Raw genomic sequence first — 24,268 nt, forward strand, 5'->3', positions numbered from 1 at the left:
CGAACGCGATCACCTCCTCGTGCGCGTGAGTCCCATGGACGGCGACCGGAGATCCCGAGTCAGCCCATCGTAACGCCGCTGTCCATTGCCTTTGCTCTTAGCACTTGAATTGTTGGTGTTGTCAGTTGCGCCGGACGTTGAGAGAGGCGGGCGCTGATCGCTCCCGCGGAGTCCGCGGTTAAGAGCCATTTTTCGTCGAGACGTTCGGCATTTCAGGCCCGCAAGGCAAGCAACGCGCGCATTGGGATAGCGCAAGCGGACCGGGAAATGCGGCGGCTGAGCTATAATACTTGATTCTCCAAAGCCTTACAGGCGCTCCTTATTTCCCCAGGAGCTCTGCTGCTCGCAGACTTAGTATTAGCTAGCCCAATATCGTATTGCTGTGTCGCAATATTGACATTGGGCTATCTGCATGTTGTGCTCCTCACGTACGGACTAGGGCAAGTACGACCGGCGTTGGGAAATAGCGACCGTGAGCGAGAGGCACTTTTCGCCCGCGGGGGATGCCGCCAACTCACCGCGTCATCGCCATAGAAAGACGAACGTGACGCGCAAAGCGCGGGTGCAACAGGAGGGAACGGTGAAATGAGCCAGACGCTCGCATATTGCAGGCTGCTTGCAACATCAAAACGAAACGGCTCGGGGACGTCATCTCCGCGCACCTCTGTCTTCTCGCCTGAGTTCGCCGCGCACAGCGCGGAGGTGCTCGCTTGTATTCCGCATCAGCGCCACTGAAGCCGACGAACGGCGATGACCTCTCGCCTCGCACTCCTGCGCCCATCATCCATGACGAATTGATTAAAGGAGCGGAAGCAAACCATGCAATTGACAGCACACCCGGTAGGCGACGTCGTTGAGATTGAAAAGTCCGTCGCGACGAGGTCAATGACTCTGGGCCTCGGCGGAGGCGTCGCCCTCGAATTCTACGACTGGCAGCTCTATGGCTTCATGGCGGCATTCCTGTCGCCGCACTTCTTTCCAGCCACTGACCCTGTCGTCTCGCTGCTCGCGGGACTGGCAGTATTCGGAGCAGGGTTTGCCGCACGGCCTTTAGGGGCGGCGCTGCTCGGCCCCATCGCAGATCGCATCAGCCACAAAGCCGTGATGCTGATCGCTGTTTCCGCTATGGCGCTATCGTCGCTGATGATCGCAGTGCTGCCAGGCTACAAGGATCTTGGCATCACTGCCACCATCGTGCTGGTTTCCCTCCGCCTGGTGCAAGGCCTCGCCGTAGGCGCCGAAGCGGGCGTTGCCAATGCGATCGCGATCGAATTGGCACCGGCAGGTCAGGAGGGACGATACCTTGGACTGGTCAATGGCACATTCATCATGGTGGGCTCGATCGGAGCCAGCTTGGTTGCTTTCCTGGTCAGCGGCGCCGTGTCCCCTGAAGTCATGCGCGATTGGGCTTGGCGCGTTCCGTTTGGAGTCGGAGGTGTTCTAGGCTTGCTCATCATCTATCTTCGGCAGACCCTTCCAGAAACCCTAATCGCTCGCGCTATGCATCGCGTCGACGAGGACTCGCGCATCCAACAAACGACTGGCGGAGTGTGGAAAGCGCTTTGGAAAGCAAGGCTGTCGCTTTTCGCCGCGATTCTGGTTGTTGGCGGCGTGCAGATCGCTAATTACACGTACAATTTCGGTTTGCCTAACATTGCCAACGGCGTATTCAAGGAGAACAGCACTTATGTGTATGGCATCGTGACGGTCATGGGCGCGATTTGGATGGTGTTCTCGCCGACAATCGGTGCCTTTGCGGATAAGGTGAAACCGTCGCGTGCGTTCGTGATGATGCGCCTGCTGCTAATCCCGTCGTTCTTTCTATCCCTGCTCTATGCCGAGAAGAGCATTCTGACCTTCTCCATCGTTATGTTGGTGGGCGGAACTCTGGTCGGCTGCAATATGGCGCTATATAACTTTATTGCCACAACGTTGATGCCCAGAAATATTCGGACCACCGGCGTCGCCCTCGGGTACGCTATTGGCGCAACGATATTCGGCGGTACCACACCATTCCTGCTGCTATGGCTCCAACGCTCTAATCTGTCCTGGGTGTTTCCATTCTATGGCACAGCCGTCGCGTTGCTTAGCATCATAGTTTATCTGATCGCGAAGAAACGAGGCGGCGTGTACGTCGGGGATTAGGCACGGCGCGGCTTCGTCTCCTACCTCTGCCTACCCCAGCGTGAACGATACCCAGCACGAAAGGCCCCGCCTTTGGACGGGGCCCTTCTCATTCAGACCGATTGCAACACGGAGAAATGGCCCGCTCTGGATCGAGCGTCATCCGCAGATTAAGGACGTTTGTGATCTATAGTCGCAATCTTCGCCTCGGCGGGCACAATGGGCAGGTTTTCGTTCCTCGTATCTACGACCAGTCGATGGTGGCCGCGGCGCCCCCGAAGTCGGCCGCGGATGGATCCTGGCGCGACGTCGAGCGCAAGCTGATCGGCGCAGGGAGCACAGCCATCAGCATCCAGCCGTTCTAGCCCCGCACTCGTATAGCTCCAGCGTCATTGAGGACCACGTAGGCCAGGCGCGTAGCGCGCCCGAGCGGCGAGCAGTATAGGCATCGGATTAACGCCAGTTCTCCGGCTGCAATCAGGATCGGCGCTGAGGCGGTCTTGGATACCGAATTCTATTCTAACCCATTAGTTTCTTCATGTTCATCTCGGGCCTTGCGAGCGCGTCTGCTGGAGGTCTAAGCCGCCTCCCGATCATGATTTCGGCGGCACGAATTTCTCTCGCTACGACACCTAGGCTCCCGAATCCGCATGCGGCCACCAGGCGCCCATCTGCTGCGAGGTAAAACAAGATCTGAGCCCTCGCACCAAAGTCTCTGATTATGGGGATTCCTCCTTCCGGAACGAGGCCCACGATTTGCAGTGTCTCGTCGTATTGATCCGACCAAAACCAAGGAACGTCCTCGTAAGGACGGTTCTCGCCCAGCATGTTCGCCGCCGCCGCCGCACCTTGCCGCTGGGCGTTGCGCCAGGCCTCCAGCCTGATTCGCCTTTCATAGAGGCGGTGAGGAAACGAACAACAGTCACCCGCCGCGAAAACGTGCGGATCTGAAGTCGCGAGCGTCTCGTCCAGAGCGATACCGTCCTCGATTGCTAGTCCCGCCGCTTGCGCAAGGCCGACATTCGGCGTCGCTCCGACTCCAACGATCACGAGATCGGCGTCGCGTGAGCGACCGTCGGCCATTACCACCTTGGAACGGCCTTCGCTCCTATCGATGCGTTTGACGATCGCGGCTATCTCGATGCGCACGCCAGAACGTTCGTGCTTGGCTTTGATCAACTCGGCCATAGAAGCTGGCACTGCCCGCGTAAGTAGCCGCGGTCCTGCCTCGAGTACGGTCACCGAAGCACCTCTCGAGACGGCGCTCGCGGCAACCTCAAGCCCGATGAAGCCGCCTCCGATCACGATCACGTCGCATCCTTGACCAATGACATAGCGGATGCGCGTGGCGTCCTCGTACGTCCGTAGTGTCGCCACCTCGGCTCCTTCGGCGATCGGAACGCTCAGTTTCCGAGGTCGGCCTCCCGTGGCCAGTAGGAGACGGTGATACGCTATCGCTGAGCCGTTTGAGAGCGTAACCATGTTGGTCACGCGATCAATTGAGACCGCTTCGCTTCCCTGAAGATACTCTATTTCCAACTCGGCAAGGCGTTGTGACGTCACAATGAGCTTGGGTCCAGGGTTCATTTTGTCGAGCAGGAGCGCCTTGGATAGAGGCGGGCGCTCATACGGCAGTATAGATTCGTTGCCTACTAAGACCAGTCTGCCCCGCCATCCACGTTCGCGCAGGGCGATGGCGGCGGCTGTGCCGGCTTCGCCCGCGCCGACAATCACTATTGTGGATTTTGCACTCAAGTGGCCACCCGATCGCCAGTTGAAGGCGGCGCATCGTTTGCCACACTCTCGAACACGTTGCGCACGAGGGATTTGAGTAAGAGAGCTTCCTTCCAGCGATCTGTGCTGTCGTTGCCTTGTCGGTCGGTAATTGCATAAGGCTGCGGACCAAGTTCGCAGACGAAAGCGAGACGAGCATCCGCACCAGCGCGCCTTTGCCAGCTCTTGAATCCATACTTCCACCAACAGAGAAACAGATCCAACCAGATTTTGTGCTGAGGGAACGTGATCTCAATTTGTATCTGCTCGCGCGATGCAACGCGGCCATGAAATGCCCAGGTGCGGTCGAGCACCTGCCGCACCTGCGCTTCGTCTTCGTCCGAGATCGGATACCAAAACTCGCGGCCCAATAGGACGTGCGAGAGATCAGCAAGCATGCGCATCTCGGGAACCTGATCCATCAACTCGAGTGTAAACAGGAGATCTGTCGTCATCCTATTGCGATGCGTCTCGAAGTAGATCGGCATGTTCGCATCTTGCGCCACCCTGATCCAGCCTTCCAGCAGCGGGACACAGTCGGCGACACGGCGCAGGCGAATGTCAGGCTGGACGTCGAGATGCACGACATCGAGGCGCCGAGCAAGGTCAATGGCAGCTTTCAGGTGATCGATCGTCTGCGGGAAGCACATACCCTCGACTGCAAGTCCCGAGCCGGCTAGGGCACGTGCAATCAGGGCGACGCGCGCAGGATCGGTGCACGAGGTGCTAATGCCGTCGAACCCGGCTTCTTGGATCATCGCTATGTTCTGATCGATGGAACGTTCGACCCCGTCGGGCTGGCGCCGTTCCATCGCCCAAAGGGACTGTAGTATAAGCAAGCTCTGCTTCGACATTGTCCTGCATTCCGCCCTTTGGCTCCAATTAGAGCTTGATGAAGACGGTGTCGTTCTCGACCTTCACCTCGTAACTGCGCAAGTCGACGCATGCGGGCAAAGCACGCGACTCGCCCGTTCGGTAATCGAAGGTCCCGAAGTGCTTGGGACACTCAATGATTCCGCCGTCAACGATGCCATCCGCTAAATGGACTTTCTCGTGGGAGCAGTGGCCATCGATCGCGAAGTAGTCTCCCTCGGGAGAGCAAACAACTACAAACGTGCAGCTACCATGATCGAAGCGAAGGGTCTCTTCGGGCATCAATGCATTGGTAGCACAGGCGGCAACCCATTCTCCTTGGCTAGTCATTCCCTATCCCTCTGAATCTAAATCGCAACAATTGCACCGATGCCTTGGCAAATCCGCGACCCGCGCAAATGTCCTTGGCGGGCGGACGGGAGGCTCCCGCGCCTGCGCAGTGCTAGTAAGAAGAGAGCCGGACGGACATTCCGCAACATCAGAGCTAACTGCCGCGCGCCCACTTCTTGGCCCTTATGCGTTTGTACATCCTCTCGTCCGCTTCCGGAGAACCGTCGTGAGCTGTGCCGAACCACTCGTCGAGCGGGATGCGACGCTCACCGTAGTTCACTTCGAAATACTTGTGGTGGAGGTAGTGATAGAAGTTGTCTGTGTTGACGGCCTTCGCATCGTCTACGACCACCCGGTCGAAACCGGTGTGAGACTTCGCGGCGGACAACCCTGCGTGCATGAGCTGAAACATTGCATGCACCGGGTGGGAGGGCACGACGAAATGGATCAGCACGCCGGAAAAATAGGCGATGTGTTCAAGGGGAGACATTGACAAGCCCGACCACGGCCCCGGGTTTACGTTCTTGTGGTGTACTTTGTGTACGATGTGGTACAGCGGCCCGATATGAATGAGCCGGTGAATCAGATAGAAGTGCAACTCGCGCCAGACCGGCATCACCAACACGAGGATGGCGCAGTACACCGGGTGCTGTCCGAAATCGACGTACGGCAGATAGCTGTTAGCGTAGAGCCACCAGGTGGCCGCCTCGTATGCGGTCCATACCGGCACCGCGCTACACATGGTCCAAAACACGTTCTCAGCCGTCTGGCTTCCGAACATAAAGGCCGTATTGTCGGTGTCGGGCCACTTTGCATTATACTTGAAGTTGGTTTCCTGGCGCCGTTGGATATAGAGGATGAAGTGAACGCTGCCATAGACTAGGAGCGTTAGCCCAGCGTTGCGCAGCAGAATGAGCAAAATCCAGTCAGCGCGGAATTCCCGCATCGTATCAAGCGCGGGTGTCAGATAGATCCACGATACAAGCGAGATCACGAAATAGAGGGTATTCCAGGGCAAGAAGTACCCCGGCAACCAACGAATAACTTTCTTCGGTTGCACTGGCCAGACAAAAATCGGCGCGCGTTCGGGCCTCTTGTTCGGTGTCCAATTCCCGCGTTTGTCGCGCGCCCCGTATAAGATGTCATCCATATTTGCTACTCCATCAACGTTTTGAAGAGAGAGGCTCGCCTACGCGGCCAGATCCTCAGGCGCCGAGACATCATCGCGGTTATCGCCCGCACGAGACTCAGATCAAAACTCAAAAGCCCTCTTGCTTCAGCCTTGACATAAACGCGGCGAATTCGTCGTCGTGGATAATCGAGGTTTCCTGCGGCCCCGGAAACGCATTCGCACTGACGTCAGCGCGAAATGCACTGAGGGCTTTCACACGCTCTTCCTTGACACGCTCTTGCAGCGCTTGCAGGTTCCCATAGGTCCGGGCGTGCCGGGGCCGCCGGCCTTCGCCACCACATATGTCCTCGGTGAAGAGAACGATCACGTCGGCATCAGGTCCGGAGCCGAGCGAAACCGTCACCAGTCCGGTTCGCCGACGGATCTCTGCCATGACTCTGGCGGGGATAACCTCGCATTCGACTGCAAAAGCGCCGGCCTCTTCGAGGCGGCGGAAGCGGTGAAAAAGCGTCAAGGCTTCATCGGCATTCTTGCCGAAAGCGCGAAGCTTTCCGACCCAGGTCGATTTCCTTGGAACGAGTCCCAGGTGACCCACGACCGGGATATCTTCGGCTGCGAGCATAGAGACAGTCGCCATGCCGCGTGCCGTGATCACCGCATCGGCGCCGTCCGTCAGCGCCTTCAATGCGGTGCGTAGGATATCGTCCCGGGTTACGGCATCGGCAAAGCCCAGCGCCGCAGTGACGAAAAGCCGTTTCGAACCCTTGCGCACGGCCTCCACGTTACGGGCGCGGGCAACCAGCATCTGGACACCAGCTTCCTCCGCAGCTGCTGCCTCGTCCGCCGTCTCAGCGGTGACTTGAGTGTAGCGCTTGCCCGAGTCTCGGGCCGCGCACAGATCGGCTACGGTCACCGTGCGCTCAGCTTCGCGCGCGGCCCAATCGTAAATCCGCGGCATCTTGCTCACTAGCTCTCAAAGTTTTTGCCAAAGGTCCGGCGCGTCGATTCGGCGCCTGTGAAGGAATTTCGGAGGGTCGCCTTGCCACCTATCAACTGCGTGTCGTCCTGCGGTCGAGTGTTCATGTACAAAGTCGTCAAGCCGCCGGCCATCACTGTGCACATGGTTCGATATGCGGATGCCCTGCAGCGACAGCGAGACCATGCCAAACGGAGTGCGGCGGGTTTCGACACGCTGGCTGACAGCCGATCCTCACCTCGCTATTGCTTCTCTTGACGACGGAGCAGGCCAAGTCGGCATCTGGAAGCATATGGTTCAGGCTCATTCTGATTCCTTTCAAGCCGACGCGAAAATCGTACGATACATTTCTTCGACTGCTCTGCGTGTTGCCATGCCTGGAATGACCCCGAGCTTGGTGCAGACCAGGGCGCCGCAGCAAACCCCGAACCGCGCGGCTTCGATCACATCCCGTCCTTCGGCCAGAGCCACGGCGAAGCCGGAATTAAACGCGTCGCCAGCGCCAGTCGTGTCCACGACTTCGACCTCGGCGGCTGGGATGGCTGTATCGATCGTGTCGGTCACAATGAGCACGCCGCGGTCGCCAAGGGTTACGATCACATTGGCGGCGCCGCGCTTGCGCAGCATCTCCACTAGCTCGCGCGAAGGGCGCGGATCGTCCGGCCGTAGACCGAGCAGAATACGAAGTTCGCTCTCGTTCGGCGTCAGGTAATCGACTAGCGGGAACATCTCATCAGGAAGCGGCGCGGCGGGAGCTGGATTAAGGACAGTTTTCTTGCCATGTTTTCGGCCCAGCTCCATGGCTCGCATTGCTACCTCGACCGGGGGTTCGAGCACCGCCATGACGACGTCGCTCTCCCGGATGCGGCTCTCGGCGCGATCTACATAAGCCGGATCCATAGCGTTGGTTGCGCCATAGTCCATGATGATGAAGTTCTCACCGCGCTCGTTGAGAATGATGAAGCCCACCGCCGTCGGACTTTCAGCGATCTGCTTGACATGCGCTGTACCAACGCCCTCGGCCTTGAACAGATCGGTTGCGATATCGGCGAACTTGTCTTTGCCGATGATGGCCACCAGCGAGGAGTCCGCCCCCAGCCGCGCGGTCGCAACCGCCTGGTTTGAGCCCTTTCCGCCAGGCCCCATATCGAAACTGCTGCCGAGCATTGTGACGCCAAAGACGGGAATGTTCGGAGCCCGAATGGTAAGTCCCACTGCGAAGCTGCCAACGACGGTGATTTTCGGTTTACCCATCGATTCCTCCCTTGAAGGTGCTTAAAGCTCGCGCTTGTGTGGATTGCCTCCACGATATCGGCATAAGGGAAGTGCGGCGCTCAGTGTGACGGCGCTGTTCGCGGGCGCTGAGTATTGACACCAGCTCCTCCCTAAATACTCGCAGCAGCCGCCCAAGGAGACAAAACGTGCATCCAGGATGGCCCATCGGCGAGTTTGCTTATTGGTCGTTGTGAGCGAGCATAGATGTGCAGCTCGTGCGTAGAAATGGACAAAGCACGCTCTGATTTATATAAAACGCGCATGGTAAAAATACCGCAGCGCACATTTTTCCCTGAGAGCCATCAGTATGTCCTTCCTGATGTCGCCTGGACTCGCTGCGCCTTTACGGTGCTGAGGGCTGGTAAAGTCATCACTGCCCCTGACCATCACATCGCGCGAGATAGCTATCCGGGCCAGGACATTCTCTACTGCACAGCGGGTCGTGGCTTCGTATCGAGTGAGGGACGGACATTGAGTGTTGGGCGCAATCAGTTGATGTGGATCGCCAACGAGACACCGCATGCGCACTGGCCCGACGAGAGCGATCCCTGGACCGTTCTATGGGTACGGATCGACGGACCAAACTGTGCAGCCATTCGGCGAAAGGTGTTCGGCGGTGGTGCAACCCTCGCAACAATATTGGCGCCGAACAACATCGACCGGTGGTTCGAAGAGCTGTTTGGTGTCTTGCGCGCTCGAGATGATAACGTCGATATGGCCCTCAATCACCTTGTGGCAGAACTGCTGCACCTCATAGCAGCGCCTTCACCCAAGCACGGTGAGTCTCGTCTTCCAGACCCATTGCGCGCCATCGTCTCAAAGATGCGGCAGGCTCCAGCGCGATCCTGGCATGCCGAGGAACTGGCCTCCGTCACCGGGCTCAGTGCCGCGCAAACGCGGCGGCTATTCCAAAGGTATCTACAGATCAGTCCGCGGCGCTGGCTGATCCGAGAGCTGGTCCCGGTTGTCTGAACAGAATCTCCGCGTCGATAAGTGGAGGCTCTGCCGGGGTTAGTTAGGCCGCCATGCGGATTGGCAGCGGGTTGAAGTAGGCTTGATCCGGTGTGCCGCCGTCAAGGCTCGAGTGAGGACGTCGGCTATTGTAAAAGTCGAGGTATCGGCCGATCGAGGCGCGGGCATCGGACACGCTGTCGTAGGCCCGCAAGTAAACCTCCTCGTATTTGACGCTGCGCCACAGTCGCTCGACGAACACGTTGTCCCGCCAAGCTCCTTTACCGTCCATGCTGATGGCGATGCCGTTGGTGGCGAGCGCGCCGGTGAAGGCCGAGCCGGTGAACTGCGAGCCCTGATCCGTGTTGAAGATTTCAGGCCTGCCGTGACGCGCCAAAGCGTCCTCCAGTGTCTCGACGCAGAACGCCGCCTCCATCGTGATCGAGAGCCGCCACGACAGAACCCGGCGGGTCGCCCAGTCCAGCACGACAGCGAGATACACGAAGCCGCGCGCCATCGGGATGTAGGTGATATCCATTGCCCAGACCTGGTTCGGGCGCGTGATCTCCACGCCGCGCAGCAGATACGGATAGATCTTGTGCCCGGGCTCAGGTTTGGTGGTGCGCGGACGACGGTACAGCGCCTCTATCCCCATCCGCCGCATGAGCGTTTTGACATGCCGGCGGCCGACCTTGCACCCCTCGGCAGCCAGCAGGCCTCGCAACATTCGCGAACCGGCGAAAGGAAACTCCAGATGTAGCCGATCAAGCTGTCGCATTGTCGCGAGATCGTCGGGCGGCACTGGGCGCGGCAGATAATAGACGCTGCTACGGCTGATCTTCAAAACTTCCGCCTGCCTGGTGATCGACAGATCGTGCTCACGGTCGATCATCGCTTTGCGCTCAGCAATCCCGCCTTGGTGAGCGCTCCTTCTAAAAAATCGTTCTCCAGCGTCAGTTCTCCGATCTTGGCGTGCAGCGACTTCACGTCGATCGCAGGCACGGCGGGCGCGGCGCCGCCAGGTCCAAAAACTCCGGAAGCTCCACCCTCCAGCTGGGCTTTCCATGCCGTAATCTGATTGGGGTGAACGTCAAAGTGCTCGGCCAGTTGAGCTATCGTTCGGTCGCCCTTGACAGCGGCCAGCGCCACCTTCGCCTTGAAAGCCGGTGTGTGGTTCCGGCGTGCGCGTCTCGTCATCGTCTCTCCTGATTCGCGGGCCAATCTTGCCCGCCGTCAGGCAGAAACTCCACTTATCGCCCTGTTCAGATTTCCGGAGCCGGCTCTCCGAGAGCGCATTTTGATGGCGCAAAAGTTACTTTTGGAAACTGACGCGGGGCTCGATGCTATCGCCGAACGCTGCGGTTTCTGCGACGTCTATCACTTCAGTCGTGAATTTAAGCGCAGCACTGGCACGGCCCCCCATACTTGGCGGCGCGCCGAAGGGAACTGAATCGAACGTCGCAGCCTTCAACGTTTGGCCATTAAATGTTTGGGGCACATCTCCAAGATGAAGTAGCTGGATGTTTCCCTGCGGAAACTAGCTGCTAATGCAGCGCGTTACTCTGTCAGATCGCTGCCACATTGCAACTCCAAGCTGATGATGCTGGTTTGCTTGAATCGCCGCGCATCTTCGGAACATCCGACGTGACCGCGACAGGAAGTGGCAAGGTGTGCGGGGTCGGCAGGGGCTCCACACCGCCAAACGCATTCAGCACCGGAGTCGTTTTACCCAATATTACCCAGATCACGTTGCGCGCCCACTTCGGGCGAATGCACTTGCTCCGCAGTATGTGGCGAGTAAGTGGCCATCGTAGAATAATCGATGGGCGGCACGTCCAAATGCCGGGATGAAATTTCTTAGGAGAGCCTCATGTCAGTCGCCCTTCCCACGCCAACCCAGCTTCGTAGCATCGCCGAACAGTGTGGTCTCTCACTGACCGATGAGGACGTTGCCTCGTTCCGAGGCCTGATGCAGGGCTCGCTCGAAGCGTACAATCTCGTCGCTGCAATGCCCGACGAATTGCCGGTGGTCAAATATCCACGCACTCCGGGCTATCGGCCGTCACCGGAGGAGAACCCGCGCAACGCCTGGTACCGCAAGTCGACGGTGAAGGGCGCGGCGAGCGGCAAGCTCAAGGGCAAGACGGTGGCCCTGAAGGACAACATCATGCTGGCCGGGGTGCCCATGATGAATGGGTCGGCCACCCTCGAAGGCTACGTACCCGACTTCGACGCCACCATCGTTACGCGCATGCTCGATGCTGGTGCCGAGATTGCCGGCAAGGTTCACTGCGAGGCCTTCTGTCTCTCGGGTGGCAGCCACACCAATGCGACCGGTCCGGTGCATAATCCACACAGGATGGGCTATTCGGCCGGCGGTTCTTCCTCGGGAAGCGGGGTTGTGGTCGCGCTCGGCGAGGTCGACATGGCGATCGGGGGCGACCAGGGGGGCTCGATCCGCATGCCATCCTCGTTTTGCGGCACATACGGTATGAAGCCGACCTGGGGTCTCGTTCCCTACACGGGCATCATGCCGATCGAGGTCTTTATTGATCACACCGGACCGATCACGGCAACAGTGGCCGATAACGCGCTGCTGCTCGAGGTGATCGCCGGTGACGACGGCTACGATTCGCGCATCAAGGCACCAAAGGTTGACGAATACACCAAGGCCTTGGGTGCAGGCATCAAAGGGATGAAGATCGGCATCCTTAAGGAAGGTTTCGAGCAGCCGTCCGCGGAGGCTGCGGTCAATGAAAGCGTACGCGAGGCAGCCAAGCGCTTTAAAGATCTCGGTGCGACTGTTGAGACCGTCTCCATTCCGATGCATCTCCTGGGGGCGGCGATCTGGACCCCGATCGGAACCGAGGGCGCCGTCCAGACCATGATGTTCGGCGACGGCTATGGTCTCAGCCGAGGCGATCTCTACCCGACCTCCCTGATGGATTTCCATCGCGGGTGGCGGCGGCAGGCAGACTCGTTGTCCGAGACGAACAAGCTGTTCCTGTTGCTCGGCACGTACATCAACAACACTTTTGGTTCCAGGTTTTACGGCAAGGCCGTCAATATTTCTCGCCGCCTCGCTGCAACATACGACAAGGCTCTGGAGACCTATGACCTTCTACTCATGCCGACGACGCCGATGAAGGCAACGCCGCTGCCGCCTGCCGGCGCCAGTCGCGAAGACTATTTCACGCGCGCCATCGAGATGTTCACCAATACCGCGCCATTCGACATTACGCATCATCCAGCCATGTCACTGCCCTGCGGAATGGTCGACGGCCTACCAGTGGGCCTGATGCTGGTCGGTCGTTACTTCGAGGAATCCACCGTCTACCGCGCCGCCCATGCTTTCGAACAGATGGGCGACTGGAAGAAGATGTGAGACGGGCTGCGATGGCGTCCGGGTGGATCGCAACATATGACTAACGCATTCATGGCGGCATTCGACATTCTGAGCTTCGGCGCGATCATGGTCCTGATCGTACTGGGCCTCGGAGTCATAGCGAGCATGATGGGCATCTTCAATTTTGCCCAAGGCGAGTTCGTGTTGCTCGGTGCCTATATTACGTATCTCGCCTATAGCCATGGTCTCCCCGTTTGGGTCGGTATGGCGGCCGCACCGATCCTCGTCGGATTGCTGGGTTTTGTACTCGAAGCACTCATTATCCGCCGCTTCTATGCGGCACCGATCGTGGCGATGCTCGGCACCTATGCCCTCGGTCTTATCATCCGAGAAACGGTGCGGGGCCTGATTGGCGGCTTCTATCTGACGGTTCCGGAGCCGATTGGCGGATCTATCGCTATCGCCACGATGCACATCTCGGCCTGGCGCTTCGCGATACTCGTGATCACGGGTTTGGTGATGGGGGCCTGCTATCTGCTCCTGTCGCGCACAAGCTTCGGCCTGCGCGTTCGGGCGACGCTGGAAAATCCAGCGCTGGCGCGCGCCTCTGGCGTTTCGACGACGTTCATCTATGGCGCCACCTTTGCTTTCGGCGCAGCGTTAGCGGGGCTCGCCGGTGCGCTTATCGTGCCGGTTTTCGATCTATTTGCCGATCTCGGAATTCGTTTTCTGATCCAGGGATTTGTTGCCGTCATGGTCGGTGGCGTCGGCTCCTTCATCGGACCGGTGGCAGGGGCTGGCGTAATCGGCGCTCTTACCGCGGCGCTACCTTGGGCAGTGGCACCGGTAGTCGCCGACGTGCTCGTCTTCGTGCTTGCCATCTGTTTCATCAAGTTCCGCCCGCAAGGCCTCATCGCGCAAAGGGGAGTGTAGTCATATGATTGCTGATCGCGTCCAACTCACACGTCGTCGTTTCCTTTCGAACTTCGCTTTCACGGCTGGTGCGATCGCCACAGGAGCCAGCAGTTGGGTGATCCGCCCCGACTGGGCCAATGCGGCCGAAGGCCCCATCAAGGTCGGCATCGCGATCGATCTCACCGGCCCAATCGGCTTTGCCGGAAAGGCGGATGCCAACGTCGCCAGAATGGTGATCAAGGAAATCAACAATTCCGGCGGACTTTTGGGCCGGCCGCTCGAGCTTTATATCGAAGACACCGCCTCTAATGAATCGGTGGCGGTGGGCAATGTGCGCAAGCTGATCCAGCGCGACAAGGTGGACATGGTCCTCGGCGGCCTCGCGAGCTCGATGCGCAACGCGATCAAGGATGTAATCGTATCACGGGGCAAGACGCTCTATATTTATCCACAATTCTATGAAGGTCAGGAATGCACACCATACCTGTTCTGCACCGGCGCCACACCGGCGCAGCAATGCGACACATTTATCCCTTGGCTGATCAAAAACGGCGGCAAGAGGTTTGCCCTTCCAGGTTCTAACTATATCTGGCCGCGCAATCTGAATGCATACGCCCGTAAGTTAATTGAAGCAAACGGCGGCGAGGTCGTGTTCGAGGAGTATTATCCTCTCGACCAGGTCGATTTCTCCGCTACTGTCCACGGGATTATCTCTAACAAGGTCGACACTGTCTTCAACACTGTCATCCCACCCGGTGTCGGCCCCTTATTCAAGCAGCTCTATGAAGCGGGCTATCTCAAGAACGGCGGACGGCTTGCTGCCGTGAATGAGGATGAGAATTATCTTAGCCTTCATCCGGTCAATGAGATGGAAGGGCTTGCGAGTTGCCTCGACTATTACAAAGCAGTCGCCAAAGATGATCCCGTCTCCGCCAGAATTCAGGCGGCCTATGAAAAGGACTATCCTGGAGATTCCCTGTTTGCCGCGAGCAGTGCCGCGCCCAGCACCTATCGCGGTCTGAAACTTTGGGAGGCCGCGGTCAAGGAAGCCGGGAAGGTCGATCGCGAGTCGGTGGCTGCGACGCTCGATCATGCAAAGATCGCGGAAGGTCCGGGCGGACCCGCCGAGATGGTGCCGGGCAAGCGGCACTGTAAGATGAACATGTACACGGCGGTGTGCAAAAGCGGGAAGTTTGAAATCGTGGAACGTAGCAATGGGCTTGTTGATCCCAGGGAATGCTGACGAGTCGCGGCGGAAGCGATGAGCGCGGTAGAGAGGCCATCGGTGCCCACATTAGAAGTGAATTGTGCGACGGCTGAAATGGCGGAAACCGCCTTTGCAGGGCAAGTTGGCCCTGCGCGACGGGTCCTGCTCATCATCGAAGGGCTAGTGCTGATTGGAGCACTAGTCCTCCCGGTGATGCTGCACGACTATCTTACGGTGTTTGCGACTCGCGTCGTGATCCTGGCGATCTTCGCTCTCTCGTTCGATCTGGTGTGGGGGTATGCCGGGATCATGAGTTTCGGGCAGGCCCTCTTCTTCGGCTCGGCAGGCTATGGCGTCGCGCTGCTTGCACGCGATCTCGACATCACCTCAATCCTTTTAGTGCTGCCGGCGGGCACACTAATCGGCCTCGTCTTCGCGCTGCTGCTCGGTGGTTTCCTCCTACTCGGCCGGCATCCAGCCAGCGTGATCTTCGTTTCGCTCGGTACGCTCACCGGCGCCTATGCCGCCGATCGTCTCGCGCGAGGCTGGTACTATCTTGGCGGCCAGAACGGCATTCCCTCGATTCCGCCGATGACGCTCGGCTCCTACGAACTCTCGGAAGGGCCGATCTTTTACTATCTCGCACTGGGGCTTCTCGTCATTGTCTACTTAGCATGCCGCTTCCTGGTGCGCTCGCAGTTCGGTCTCGCGCTCGCTGGCCTCCGCGAGAACGAGCAGCGCATCGCTTTCTTCGGCTATAAGACACAGCATCTGAAGGCCATAGTGTTCGCGATCAGCGGCGCCATCGCAGGCCTGGCCGGCAGCCTCTATGCCTTCCACGAGGGTTTTGTGTGGCCCAACATGATCGGCGTTGTGGTCTCCACGCAGGTCGTGCTCTACGTGCTGTTCGGCGGCTCCGGCACGCTGATAGGCGCGGTGATCGGTACGGCCATCGTCGAAGGCCTCTCTTTCTGGCTGTCGGACAATTACCGCGACATCTGGCCGATCATTCTGGGCCTGCTCCTGCTACTCGTGATCCTTTTCCGGCCGCTCGGGCTTATCAGCATAGTGTTGACGGAGCGCGAGCGCGTGGGTGGCTTCGCCGCGAAAGGGCAACGCAAGAAGAGGGCGCAGCATCATGCCGCTTCTTGAAGCCGCAGGCATTGGAAAGATCTTTGGCAAGCTTACGGCACTCGATGGCGCGGCTCTCACGGTCGGCGAGAACGAGTTCCACGGTTTGATCGGGCCAAACGGTTCGGGCAAAAGCACGCTGATGAAGTGCATTGCCGGGGCGGAAGTGCCGACGAAAGGCAAGGTCAGCTTCATCAACACTGACATCACCGCATTCACGCCCACCGAGCGCGCTCGGGCTGGCATGAGCCTGAAGTTCCAAATCACATCGGTGCTGCCAACCCTCACCCTCTACGACAATATCTTGCTCGCGCTGCAGGGGCACTGCTCGCTTCTTGATCTTGTGTTCTCGCGCAGCCGCAGACAGTTGCACGACCAGGTCATGATGATGCTCACCCAGTTTCGTCTTGCCGATCGCGCGTTTGATGCCGCAGCAGCGCTTTCTCATGGTCAGCAACAATGGCTGGAGATTGCGATGGCGCTCGCGGGCAAGCCCCGGCTCCTGCTTTTGGACGAGCCCACCGGAGGCATGAGTCTGGAGGAGCGCCGCGTCACCGGCGAACTCTTGCGACCAATCAAAGAGCATTGCTCTCTCGTTATCGTAGAGCACGATCTCGATTTCATCCGCGATATCTGCGACCGCCTCACCGTCCTCGACCAAGGCAAGGTGCTTGCGACAGGAAGCGTCGCGGAGATCCAGGCCAACAAACGTGTCCAGGAGATCTACTTACGCCGTGCTTAAACAACAGTTCCTCGACATAAGGCATCTCGACGCGGGTTATGGCCGCAGCCAGGTGCTGTTTGACATTACCCTCGGCATTCCTAGGCGCGGCGGTGTCGCCGTGCTTGGCCGGAATGGTGCAGGCAAGACCACGCTGATGAAGGCCATCGTCGGCGAGCTACCAAGCTGGAGAGGCGAGGTTTTCTTTGATGGCCACGATTTCAATCGCCTCCGGACCGAGCAGCGTGTGCGCGCCGGTATCGGCTATGTGCCGCAAGAGCACTCGGTGTTCGCACGCCTCTCGGTACGTGATAATCTCGCAGTGGGATCGCTCTCCAACACCGACGCTTCGGCGATTGATCGGGTCCTGACGATCTTTCCCAAGCTCGGCCACCGATTGGATCAGGCAGCCGGCACTCTTTCGGGCGGCGAGCGTAAGATGCTAGCGATCGGACGTGCGCTACTGGGAAGCCCAAAGCTGCTGCTGCTGGATGAGCCGACCGAGGGAGTTTGGATCGGCGTGATCGAGGAGATCACTGAACGCCTGACTGCGCTCACCAAGGAGATCGCGGTGGTCATCGTCGAGCAGCACCTGGATCTCGCTTTGCGCGTGGCGAGCCACGCGTACGTACTCGATCGCGGCCGCATCGCGCTGCACGGCGCGGCAGGCGATGTCCGCGGCAATCCGGAACTTCTGCGGTACCTCGCACCTTAGTTTTTAGCGCCAGTCCGAGATAGTTAACTCACTCGCTAAGTGAGCGTGGCTGAGCAGGCGAGGGTTCGCCATAGCAGTCCGGCGAACAGGCCGCTCAAGCGTTGTCTGAGTCAGCGAGGATGCGGCGGCATGTTGTGGCCAACGGCTGAGAGGATGACATTTGCGGCATCGTCGGCGCTGCACTTGAGGTACGTGGCCGAGGTCACCTTCGGCTTTTGTGTGTCCGATCATGGGCTCGATGGGGAAGCGGCGGCGCAGCTCTCGCCTAATGACACCGAAGACGCCGCGCTTCTCCCGGAAATGGAGACGCGAAGGTGAATTTTGTGCGTCGTGACCGCAGTGCCCCTGCTAGGCCCGCTCAATCGCACAGCCACAGAGTGTCTCGGCGCAGACGATGACGTCCCGCAAACGTGTGACCTTCGCAGGGGGGCGGGCATTGCGCCGGCGTGCAGCACGAATAGGCCACCACGGGCCCGGCGGTTTGTTGCTGAGGACGGAGGTCCTCACGTCCAATTCGTAGGGCGCGGCGGCCTTTGCCGAATGCACTCCGGCTCCGGGGCATGGGTTGCGCTTGCAGGGGCGCCAGGATTGCTTGGTCGAGCCCACAGACACGCTACATCAAGTTCCAGACGGACGCGCTTTTGAGAAAAGCTGAGGGGAGGCCGGCAGTCTTCCTATAAGCCGCCGTTTCAGGGCATCTACCCAATCTTACCCAATCACACTCCTCGCCGAGGTTATAGCCAGCGTCGGCTCGGTTTAGACCACATGCTATTAAGAATGATCCGGGAGGAAGATCGTGTCTCACCATTGCACGGGCGACCAGGGGTCGGTCCGGGATGGTAATCGATCTGGGATTTCGGCCGGCGCCTCAGGCGCGGTTGCAATCGTGGCTACGCTGGACACCAAAGGCCCCGAAGCATCCTTCCTCTCGGACATCATCCAAACATGCGGCCGAAAGACCATCCTGATCGATATCGGGACCTCGAACAATGAGGTGAAGGCCGCCCACGCAACTGACGCGAGCCGCGCGCGCTCAGCCTCGCCCGCCGAGCTCCTGAAAGAGATTGCCGCAACTACCCGCATAAAGGTGGCTGGCCTGCTCGCCTCGGGCGCAATCAGCGCGATTGTGGCCATTGCAGGAGGCAAGGGAAGCGCTGTTTTCGGCGAGGTCGTGTCTGATTTGCCTTACGGCTTCCCCAAGCTGCTGGTGACCAGTGCAAGACCAGCGCTCCTGGCCGAACTCGCGATCCACAACGACATCATGCTCTATCCGACCTTGGTCGATTTCTTCGGCATTAACGCGTTCACGGCAAGGGTGCTGGAGAATGCAGGCCGAGCCATTGCGGCCATGCGCTATGTGCCGGCCAAGCATGGGTGCGAAAGAAAGATTGTTGCGATCACGGCCTTCGGTGTGACGACGCCCGCGGCAACTCAATGCGTGGCACGTCTTGCAGAGGCCGGCACAGACGCGATCGTTTTTCCTGCCAACGGTGCTGGCGGTCGCAAAATGGAGCAGCTGATTGCTGCCGGCGAATTCGATGCCGTGCTCGATCTGACCACAACGGAATTGGCCGATGAACTCATGGGAGGCACGGCCAGCGCCGGGCCCGATCGGCTCAAGGCGGCCTCGCGCCGCTCAATCCCACAAGTCATCGCGCCCGGCGCGATCGACATGGTCAATTTTGGTCCACCGGCCAGCGTTCCCGATCAATTTCGCGGCCGCCAATTCTATTCACATACACCGTACACGACACTGATGCGAACCACGCCTGCGGAGAGCGCAAAGATCGGCCGGGTTACGGCCGAGCGGCTCTCGCAAGCACGCGGGCCGGCAGCCGTGCTTTGGCCAGCCAAAGGCGTGTCAGATTACGACCGAGAGGGTGGCGTCTTTCGCGATGCCGATGCCGATGGGGCATGGCTCCAGGCAGTTAAGGACAATCTCCGGCCAGAGATCGTTGTCTGCGAGCTGGACTGTCACATCAACGACCCCGAATTTGCCGAGGCCGCCGTGACGTGGCTCCTCAAACAATTAGGTCAAGGAGGCACGTCCCGTGCAGATGTTTGAGCGAACCGAAATTCTCTCGAGGATTGCAGGTCAGGTCGCGGAGCGAAAAGCGGTCCTTGCCGCGGCGAGCAGCTGCGGCCTCGTCGCAAAATGCGCGGCACTCGGAGGGGCGGATATGCTGGTGGTCTACTCTACTGGGCTCTCGCGGCTCATGGGGCTCCCCACCAGTCGTATTGGTGACTCCAACGCGCGTACGCTGGAGCTTGCGGTAGAAATCCGCAACGTCGTGTCTTCCGTACCCGTCATAGGCGGCGTCGAGGCCTGGGATCCCCTGCGGCTCGATCTCGACAGTCTTCTCAACAGTTTCCTAGCCGCGGGATTCTCCGGTGTCATCAACTATCCGACCATCTCCACGATGGGAGAGAAATGGCGTGACCGCCGCGGCCGCGTTGGACTTGGCTTCGAGCGCGAGCTCGAGATGATTGCGACCGCCCGCAAGAAGAACATCTTCTCGCTTGCCTACGTTGCGAGCCCCGAAGATGCCAAAGCCATGGCAAGCAGCGGAGCCGACTGCATCGTCCCACATGTCGGCGCGACGCGCGGCGGGCTCGTGGGCCATGAGGAGGGCCAGTCCATCCAGGAGGCGATCCGGCGCATCAACGAGATCAACGCGGCCGCGCAAGCGGTCCGCTCGGACGTCATCCTGCTCTGTCATGGTGGGGCGGTCGCGGAGCCCCAGCACACGTTCGAGGTCTATCGGTCGACCGAGTGTGTCGGCTTTGTCGGGGCCTCCTCAATCGAACGAATACCGATTGAACGCTCGGTCAAAGCGGCGGCAGAGGAGTTCAAAGCCGTTCCCCTTCCGCGACATCACTGACGTTCAAAGAAACACCGCAGCGAGGCGGAGATGGACAAGCCGATCAACCAATCAGGCGAACAAAGGACAGCGGCATTGCCACCAATAGGTGCTACTCAAACGTTCGAAACAGAGGTGCTCGTAGTCGGTAGCGGGGCAGCCGGCCTTTCGGCGGCACTCTACGCCGCAAAGAATGGACTTCGCGTGACGGTTTGCGAAAAGTCTTCGCGTCTCGGCGGGACCACGTCGCTGTCGAATGGCATGATCTGGGTTCCCTGTTCGCTTCAGGCGCGCTCCGCCAAAATCGATGACTCGCTTCCGAAAGCCAGGACATACCTCGAGCATGAGCTTGGCAATTACTATCGGCAAGACTTCATCGAAGCCTATCTTGAGGACGGGCCGACTGCGCTTGCCGCTCTCGAGACCGGGACAGAGGTCAAGTTCACGCTGGCCTCCGCGCCCGATTATCACTCAAGCCAGGTCGGCGGAGTCGACAAAGGCCGGGCACTCAGCCCTGCACCCTACGATGCGCGGCTGCTCGGCCCCGACTTCGATCTGATCGGCGACCCCATTCGCGTTGTGCTCGGGGGGATGATGATTTCTTCCAGCGAAGTCCGAAGCTTCCTGAATCCGTTCCAATCGTTTGCTTCCCTCAAGCATGTCTTGCGTCGCGTGACTCGCTACGCGCGGGATCGCTTGAGCTACAGGCGCGGCACCGAGTTCAGCGGAGGCAATGCCCTGATTGCGCGCCTGCTCGTGAGTTTGCGGAAGTTAGGCGTAGAAATATGGCCGGCGTCTCCTCTCGTTGAGCTCGTCATGGAAGACGGGCGCGTCACAGGGGCAATCGTCAAACGCGGCAATTCTGAGATCCGCGTGCGCGCATCCCACGCTGTCATTCTCGCGACCGGCGGCTTCGCCCGCAACGCGCAGCTGAGAGCCGAGCTGAGCGGCCCACACCAGCATGACGACACGCTGGCTCATGCCGATGTTACAGGCGATGGCATTAACCTTGCCTCAAAGCTCGGAGCTGCAATCGACAAGGACGTCGCTTCTGCAGGGTTCTGGACTCCAGTCTCGATGCTCAGGAGTGGGACAGGCTCCCAAATCGTCCCCTACGGATGGCTCGACCGCGGACGACCCGGCGTCATTGCGGTTGCCCCGAATGGGCAACGTTTCGTCAACGAATCCAATTCATACCACGATATCTGCCTCGCGATGTTTGGAAACGGATATCCCGCAGACAAGCGGTTCTACTTCGTTTGCGATCACGAGTTCGTTCGGCTGAGGGGCATGGGACATCTGCTGCCTTGGCCATGGACGTTGAGTATCCGGAAGTACGCGCGGCTCGGCTACGTCACACTGGGCCGAACGATACCGGAGCTAGCCATGCAAATTGGGTTGAATCCCGGCGAGCTCCAAAGGACGGTCGAGGAGCATAATGCGCACGCCGCCACTGGCGTCGATCCGCTCTTCAAACGCGGTGAATCGGCGTTCAACCGCACGCTTGGCGATCCCTCGGTAGGAACGAAAAATCCAAATCTTGGGCCCATCCAGAGTGGCCCCTTCATCGCGCTGCCGATCGTTCCGGCAACGCTCGGCACAGCCGCCGGCTTGGCGACCGATAGCTACGGCAAGGTTCTGGACGCAGAACGCAAGCCAATCCCGGGTCTTTATGCCTGCGGCAATGATATGACCTCACCAATGCGTGGAATTTATCCGGGAGCAGGCATCACCATCGGCCCCGGCATAGTCTTCGCTTACCGGGCAGTTTCGAACATTCTGGCATCCGCTCATCGCGTGCAGAAGGCGCCTGCATCCGCAACGTGAAATCGCGACTCACGGCATCTGTATCGCGACACGAGGTCAATTCGGTCATCTTGATGCCGTCGATTTTGCTGCTTTGGGAAGCAAGGACCATGTCTTCATTCTGGCGGCGTTCTCCTGTTCGAATCTCTGCTGGATGCCTCCCGGACCGCGTTGAGCCGGGGTGATCAATTTCGCCTTCGGCGCAGGTGCATTGCGGCGGCGGGATGCGAGCCCATCACGCGAGAGTCTGAACGCCATCATCGAAGACCGACCTTCGCATTTTATTCACACGCGTTTCATCCTCTTACGTCTGGAATCGACATGCGTCGTTCGCGCCTCGCCAAAATCGTTGCGACCGTTGGTCCGGCGACAGCTGCACCAGAACGATTGCGTGCTCTCTATCTCTCAGGCGCAGATACGTTCCGACTCAATTTCAGTCACGGGAGCCTGGACGATCACGCACGGGTCTATGACTCGATCCGCAATCTCGAACGGGACTTCGGCACGCCAATAGGCGTCCTGCAGGATCTGCAAGGACCGAAGATCCGCATCGGCGCCGTCGAAGGCGGCAAGCTCGATCTACGCGCCGGCGAGAAGGTTCGATTTGTGCTCGACGGAGCTACGGGCGGAACGCAATCGATCCCACTACCTCATCCGGAAATATTCGCGGCCGCACGTCCGGGCCAGACTCTTCTCGTCGACGACGGCCGAGTGCGCCTGCGCGTTGAGAGTCCGGGCGATGGGCAGATCATCGCGACAGTTCTCGTCGGTGGAGCGATCCGCGATCGCAAAGGGGTAAACCTGCCAGGTTCGCTGCTTGCTATATCTCCTCTGACGAAGAAGGACCGCGGCGACCTCGCCTTCGGCCTCGCACTCGGGGTCGACTGGGTCGCCCTGTCGTTCGTCCAGAAGCCTTCCGACCTCCTAGAGGCGCGCGGGCTGATCGGCGAGCGTGCCGGTCTGATAGCGAAGATCGAGACGCCTATGGCGCTCGATCGTATCGACGATATCATTCTCCTGTCAGACGGCATTATGGTCGCACGCGGTGATCTCGGTGTCGAAATCCCGCCCGAGGAGGTGCCGGGCCGACAGAAGGAACTCATCCGCGCCTGTCGGCTGACCGGAAAGCCCGTGATCGTCGCAACACAGATGTTGGAGTCGATGGTGGCTGCACCGACAGCGACGCGCGCGGAAGCCTCAGACGTCGCTACCGCCATCTACGATGGAGCTGACGCGGTCATGCTGTCGGCTGAGTCGGCAAGCGGCGCCTATCCAATCGAGGCAGTTGTCATGATGGACAAAGTAATCAGAAGTACTGAACGGCATCATCTCTATCGGTCGCTGGTCCAAGCCTCGCAAGCCGACGAAGAGATGTCCCCACCGCATGCAGTCGCCGCCGCTGGTGCAGACCTTGCGGTGACCCTCAATGCGAAGGCGATCATCGGTTTCACTGCAAGCGGCACGACGGCGGCGCGCATCGCGCGCAAGCGGCCCCCGGTGCCGGTTCTTGCTCTCACTCCAGATGAGAAAGTCGCGCGGCGCATGTGCCTGCTGTGGGGGGTGCACAGCATCGTTTCAGACGATCCCGCCACCGACGAGGAGATGACGCAGATAGCCGCAGCGGTGGCGCGCAACGAAGGTTATCTTGAAGCAGGTGATTTGGTGATCGTCGTATCCGGCGTGCCGTTTGGGCAAATAGGTGCAACCAACAACGTCCGTATTGTCACCTGCTAAAATGGTTCAGGACAATTTCGCTACATCTGCCCTAAGAACGAAGCACTACGGGCCGAACAATGATCGCCGACAACGCTCTGATTCTTCATCGGTGAGACCAGGAGCTGACCTTGCTTGGGCTCGACTACAGCATTCGGCTCGTTGATTTGCTCCCGGTTATCGAAGAAACGCTTTCGGTCAAAATGGCGCAGTGATGCGGCGGGCCGGATGCAATGCTCTGGCAGTTTTTTTGAGCTCCTCGGAGGTTCGAACAGTACAACGACATTCCACGATGCCGACGAGGTGATGGAAGCTCGGCGGAATACGTTCTTAGGCGGCGGTCGGCAAGCAGGCGTCCGACATGACGATCGGTCAAATGTCGGTACCGTTCGTCCCGCAGCCGTCGTGTGACATTCAAA

General features: G+C 59.3%; 21 protein-coding genes and 1 pseudogene. 14 read left to right on the top strand and 8 right to left on the bottom strand.

What is annotated here, in order from left to right; all coding sequences use genetic code 11:
* The first annotated feature begins 819 nt into the window (after nt 1-819).
* Nucleotides 820-2,145 carry an MFS transporter gene (locus IVB45_RS38435; protein WP_247360801.1) on the top strand — a complete coding sequence of 442 codons (1,326 nt, stop codon included), beginning with the start codon at nt 820-822 and terminating at the stop codon, nt 2,143-2,145.
* 161 nt (nt 2,146-2,306) lie between these two features.
* A complete protein-coding gene (locus IVB45_RS38440; protein WP_247360803.1) occupies nt 2,307-2,489 on the top strand; it encodes a hypothetical protein in 183 nt (60 codons plus the stop codon).
* 154 nt (nt 2,490-2,643) lie between these two features.
* Here the strand turns inward: IVB45_RS38440 and IVB45_RS38445 are convergent, their stop codons facing one another.
* The 6 genes from IVB45_RS38445 to IVB45_RS38470 all read right to left on the bottom strand — a co-directional run bounded on the left by IVB45_RS38445 (nt 2,644) and on the right by IVB45_RS38470 (nt 8,462).
* Nucleotides 2,644-3,879 (bottom strand): FAD-dependent oxidoreductase, encoded by a 1,236-nt coding sequence (locus tag IVB45_RS38445; RefSeq protein ID WP_247360806.1) that lies wholly within the window; start codon nt 3,877-3,879, stop codon nt 2,644-2,646.
* Complete coding sequence (locus IVB45_RS38450) at nt 3,876-4,751, bottom strand: sugar phosphate isomerase/epimerase (protein ID WP_247360808.1); 876 nt, start codon at nt 4,749-4,751, stop codon at nt 3,876-3,878. The genes IVB45_RS38445 and IVB45_RS38450 overlap by 4 nt, the downstream gene beginning before the upstream one ends.
* A 28-nt stretch (nt 4,752-4,779) precedes the next feature.
* Nucleotides 4,780-5,100, bottom strand: coding sequence for a Rieske 2Fe-2S domain-containing protein (locus tag IVB45_RS38455; RefSeq protein WP_018457738.1), 321 nt, complete (start codon nt 5,098-5,100; stop codon nt 4,780-4,782).
* 154 nt (nt 5,101-5,254) lie between these two features.
* A complete protein-coding gene (locus tag IVB45_RS38460) occupies nt 5,255-6,250 on the bottom strand; it encodes a sterol desaturase family protein (protein ID WP_247360810.1) in 996 nt (331 codons plus the stop codon).
* Between the two features lie 109 nt (nt 6,251-6,359).
* A complete protein-coding gene (locus tag IVB45_RS38465; RefSeq protein ID WP_247360826.1) occupies nt 6,360-7,190 on the bottom strand; it encodes a 3-methyl-2-oxobutanoate hydroxymethyltransferase in 831 nt (276 codons plus the stop codon).
* 336 nt (nt 7,191-7,526) lie between these two features.
* Nucleotides 7,527-8,462 (bottom strand): ribokinase, encoded by a 936-nt coding sequence (locus tag IVB45_RS38470; protein ID WP_247360814.1) that lies wholly within the window; start codon nt 8,460-8,462, stop codon nt 7,527-7,529.
* 246 nt (nt 8,463-8,708) lie between these two features.
* Here IVB45_RS38470 and IVB45_RS38475 point away from each other — a divergent pair, with 246 nt between their 5' ends.
* Complete coding sequence (locus IVB45_RS38475; RefSeq protein WP_247360817.1) at nt 8,709-9,455, top strand: AraC family ligand binding domain-containing protein; 747 nt, start codon at nt 8,709-8,711, stop codon at nt 9,453-9,455.
* A 43-nt stretch (nt 9,456-9,498) separates the two neighbouring features.
* On the opposite strand, the gene IVB45_RS38480 is transcribed toward IVB45_RS38475, so the two are convergent.
* Nucleotides 9,499-10,631 (bottom strand): IS3 family transposase gene (locus tag IVB45_RS38480; protein WP_247360333.1). Its coding sequence is split into 2 segments (ribosomal slippage): nt 9,499-10,376 and nt 10,376-10,631, totalling 1,134 coding nucleotides; the frame shifts between segments, so codons are not numbered across the junction.
* A gap of 103 nt (nt 10,632-10,734) precedes the next feature.
* On the opposite strand from IVB45_RS38480, the gene IVB45_RS38485 reads away from it, so the two are divergent.
* The 7 genes from IVB45_RS38485 (at nt 10,735) to IVB45_RS38515 (ending at nt 17,469) form a co-directional block, all read left to right on the top strand.
* Nucleotides 10,735-10,884: an AraC family transcriptional regulator gene (locus IVB45_RS38485; RefSeq protein ID WP_247807639.1), complete on the top strand. Its 150-nt coding sequence runs from the start codon at nt 10,735-10,737 to the stop codon at nt 10,882-10,884.
* 420 nt (nt 10,885-11,304) lie between these two features.
* Nucleotides 11,305-12,819: an amidase gene (locus IVB45_RS38490; RefSeq protein WP_247360286.1), complete on the top strand. Its 1,515-nt coding sequence runs from the start codon at nt 11,305-11,307 to the stop codon at nt 12,817-12,819.
* 36 nt (nt 12,820-12,855) lie between these two features.
* Nucleotides 12,856-13,713 carry a branched-chain amino acid ABC transporter permease gene (locus IVB45_RS38495; protein WP_026233434.1) on the top strand — a complete coding sequence of 286 codons (858 nt, stop codon included), beginning with the start codon at nt 12,856-12,858 and terminating at the stop codon, nt 13,711-13,713.
* Nucleotides 13,714-13,717: 4 nt separating this feature from the next.
* The gene (locus IVB45_RS38500; RefSeq protein ID WP_247337861.1) at nt 13,718-14,938 is read left to right on the top strand and encodes a substrate-binding protein; all 1,221 of its coding nucleotides are present in this window, start codon (nt 13,718-13,720) and stop codon (nt 14,936-14,938) included.
* 78 nt (nt 14,939-15,016) lie between these two features.
* On the top strand, nt 15,017-16,054 hold the full coding sequence (locus IVB45_RS38505) for a branched-chain amino acid ABC transporter permease (RefSeq protein WP_247360285.1): 1,038 nt from the start codon (nt 15,017-15,019) through the stop codon (nt 16,052-16,054).
* A complete protein-coding gene (locus IVB45_RS38510; protein WP_018457729.1) occupies nt 16,041-16,775 on the top strand; it encodes an ABC transporter ATP-binding protein in 735 nt (244 codons plus the stop codon). Before IVB45_RS38505 ends, IVB45_RS38510 begins: the two co-directional genes overlap by 14 nt.
* Entirely contained in the window at nt 16,768-17,469 is a 702-nt protein-coding gene (locus IVB45_RS38515; protein ID WP_247360284.1) for an ABC transporter ATP-binding protein, read from the top strand. Before IVB45_RS38510 ends, IVB45_RS38515 begins: the two co-directional genes overlap by 8 nt.
* A gap of 131 nt (nt 17,470-17,600) precedes the next feature.
* Here IVB45_RS38515 and IVB45_RS38520 read toward each other — a convergent pair.
* Nucleotides 17,601-18,003: pseudogene (locus tag IVB45_RS38520) on the bottom strand (IS5/IS1182 family transposase); the annotation flags it as partial.
* 352 nt (nt 18,004-18,355) lie between these two features.
* On the opposite strand from IVB45_RS38520, the gene IVB45_RS38525 reads away from it, so the two are divergent.
* The 4 genes from IVB45_RS38525 (at nt 18,356) to pyk (ending at nt 23,870) form a co-directional block, all read left to right on the top strand.
* A complete protein-coding gene (locus tag IVB45_RS38525) occupies nt 18,356-19,534 on the top strand; it encodes a Tm-1-like ATP-binding domain-containing protein (protein ID WP_247360283.1) in 1,179 nt (392 codons plus the stop codon).
* Entirely contained in the window at nt 19,527-20,351 is an 825-nt protein-coding gene (locus IVB45_RS38530; protein ID WP_247360297.1) for a phosphoenolpyruvate hydrolase family protein, read from the top strand. Before IVB45_RS38525 ends, IVB45_RS38530 begins: the two co-directional genes overlap by 8 nt.
* A 30-nt stretch (nt 20,352-20,381) precedes the next feature.
* Nucleotides 20,382-22,157: an FAD-dependent oxidoreductase gene (locus tag IVB45_RS38535; protein WP_247360282.1), complete on the top strand. Its 1,776-nt coding sequence runs from the start codon at nt 20,382-20,384 to the stop codon at nt 22,155-22,157.
* Between the two features lie 300 nt (nt 22,158-22,457).
* Nucleotides 22,458-23,870, top strand: a complete 1,413-nt coding sequence (gene pyk, locus IVB45_RS38540; RefSeq protein WP_247360280.1) for a pyruvate kinase — start codon at nt 22,458-22,460, stop codon at nt 23,868-23,870.
* The last annotated feature ends 398 nt before the right edge of the window (nt 23,871-24,268 follow it).

This window comes from Bradyrhizobium sp. 4 (genome assembly GCF_023100905.1).
In the GTDB taxonomy this organism is placed as follows: domain Bacteria; phylum Pseudomonadota; class Alphaproteobacteria; order Rhizobiales; family Xanthobacteraceae; genus Bradyrhizobium.

Coding starts and splice junctions, on each gene's coding strand:
- IVB45_RS38435 (WP_247360801.1), top strand. CDS start 820: ATGCAATTGACAGCACACCCGGTAGGCGACGTCGTTGAGATTGAAAAG.
- IVB45_RS38450 (WP_247360808.1), bottom strand. CDS start 4,751: ATGTCGAAGCAGAGCTTGCTTATACTACAGTCCCTTTGGGCGATGGAA.
- IVB45_RS38455 (WP_018457738.1), bottom strand. CDS start 5,100: ATGACTAGCCAAGGAGAATGGGTTGCCGCCTGTGCTACCAATGCATTG.
- IVB45_RS38460 (WP_247360810.1), bottom strand. CDS start 6,250: ATGGATGACATCTTATACGGGGCGCGCGACAAACGCGGGAATTGGACA.
- IVB45_RS38465 (WP_247360826.1), bottom strand. CDS start 7,190: ATGCCGCGGATTTACGATTGGGCCGCGCGCGAAGCTGAGCGCACGGTG.
- IVB45_RS38470 (WP_247360814.1), bottom strand. CDS start 8,462: ATGGGTAAACCGAAAATCACCGTCGTTGGCAGCTTCGCAGTGGGACTT.
- IVB45_RS38475 (WP_247360817.1), top strand. CDS start 8,709: ATGGACAAAGCACGCTCTGATTTATATAAAACGCGCATGGTAAAAATA.
- IVB45_RS38485 (WP_247807639.1), top strand. CDS start 10,735: ATGGCGCAAAAGTTACTTTTGGAAACTGACGCGGGGCTCGATGCTATC.
- IVB45_RS38490 (WP_247360286.1), top strand. CDS start 11,305: ATGTCAGTCGCCCTTCCCACGCCAACCCAGCTTCGTAGCATCGCCGAA.
- IVB45_RS38495 (WP_026233434.1), top strand. CDS start 12,856: ATGACTAACGCATTCATGGCGGCATTCGACATTCTGAGCTTCGGCGCG.
- IVB45_RS38500 (WP_247337861.1), top strand. CDS start 13,718: ATGATTGCTGATCGCGTCCAACTCACACGTCGTCGTTTCCTTTCGAAC.
- IVB45_RS38505 (WP_247360285.1), top strand. CDS start 15,017: ATGGCGGAAACCGCCTTTGCAGGGCAAGTTGGCCCTGCGCGACGGGTC.
- IVB45_RS38510 (WP_018457729.1), top strand. CDS start 16,041: ATGCCGCTTCTTGAAGCCGCAGGCATTGGAAAGATCTTTGGCAAGCTT.
- IVB45_RS38530 (WP_247360297.1), top strand. CDS start 19,527: ATGTTTGAGCGAACCGAAATTCTCTCGAGGATTGCAGGTCAGGTCGCG.
- IVB45_RS38535 (WP_247360282.1), top strand. CDS start 20,382: ATGGACAAGCCGATCAACCAATCAGGCGAACAAAGGACAGCGGCATTG.
- pyk (WP_247360280.1), top strand. CDS start 22,458: ATGCGTCGTTCGCGCCTCGCCAAAATCGTTGCGACCGTTGGTCCGGCG.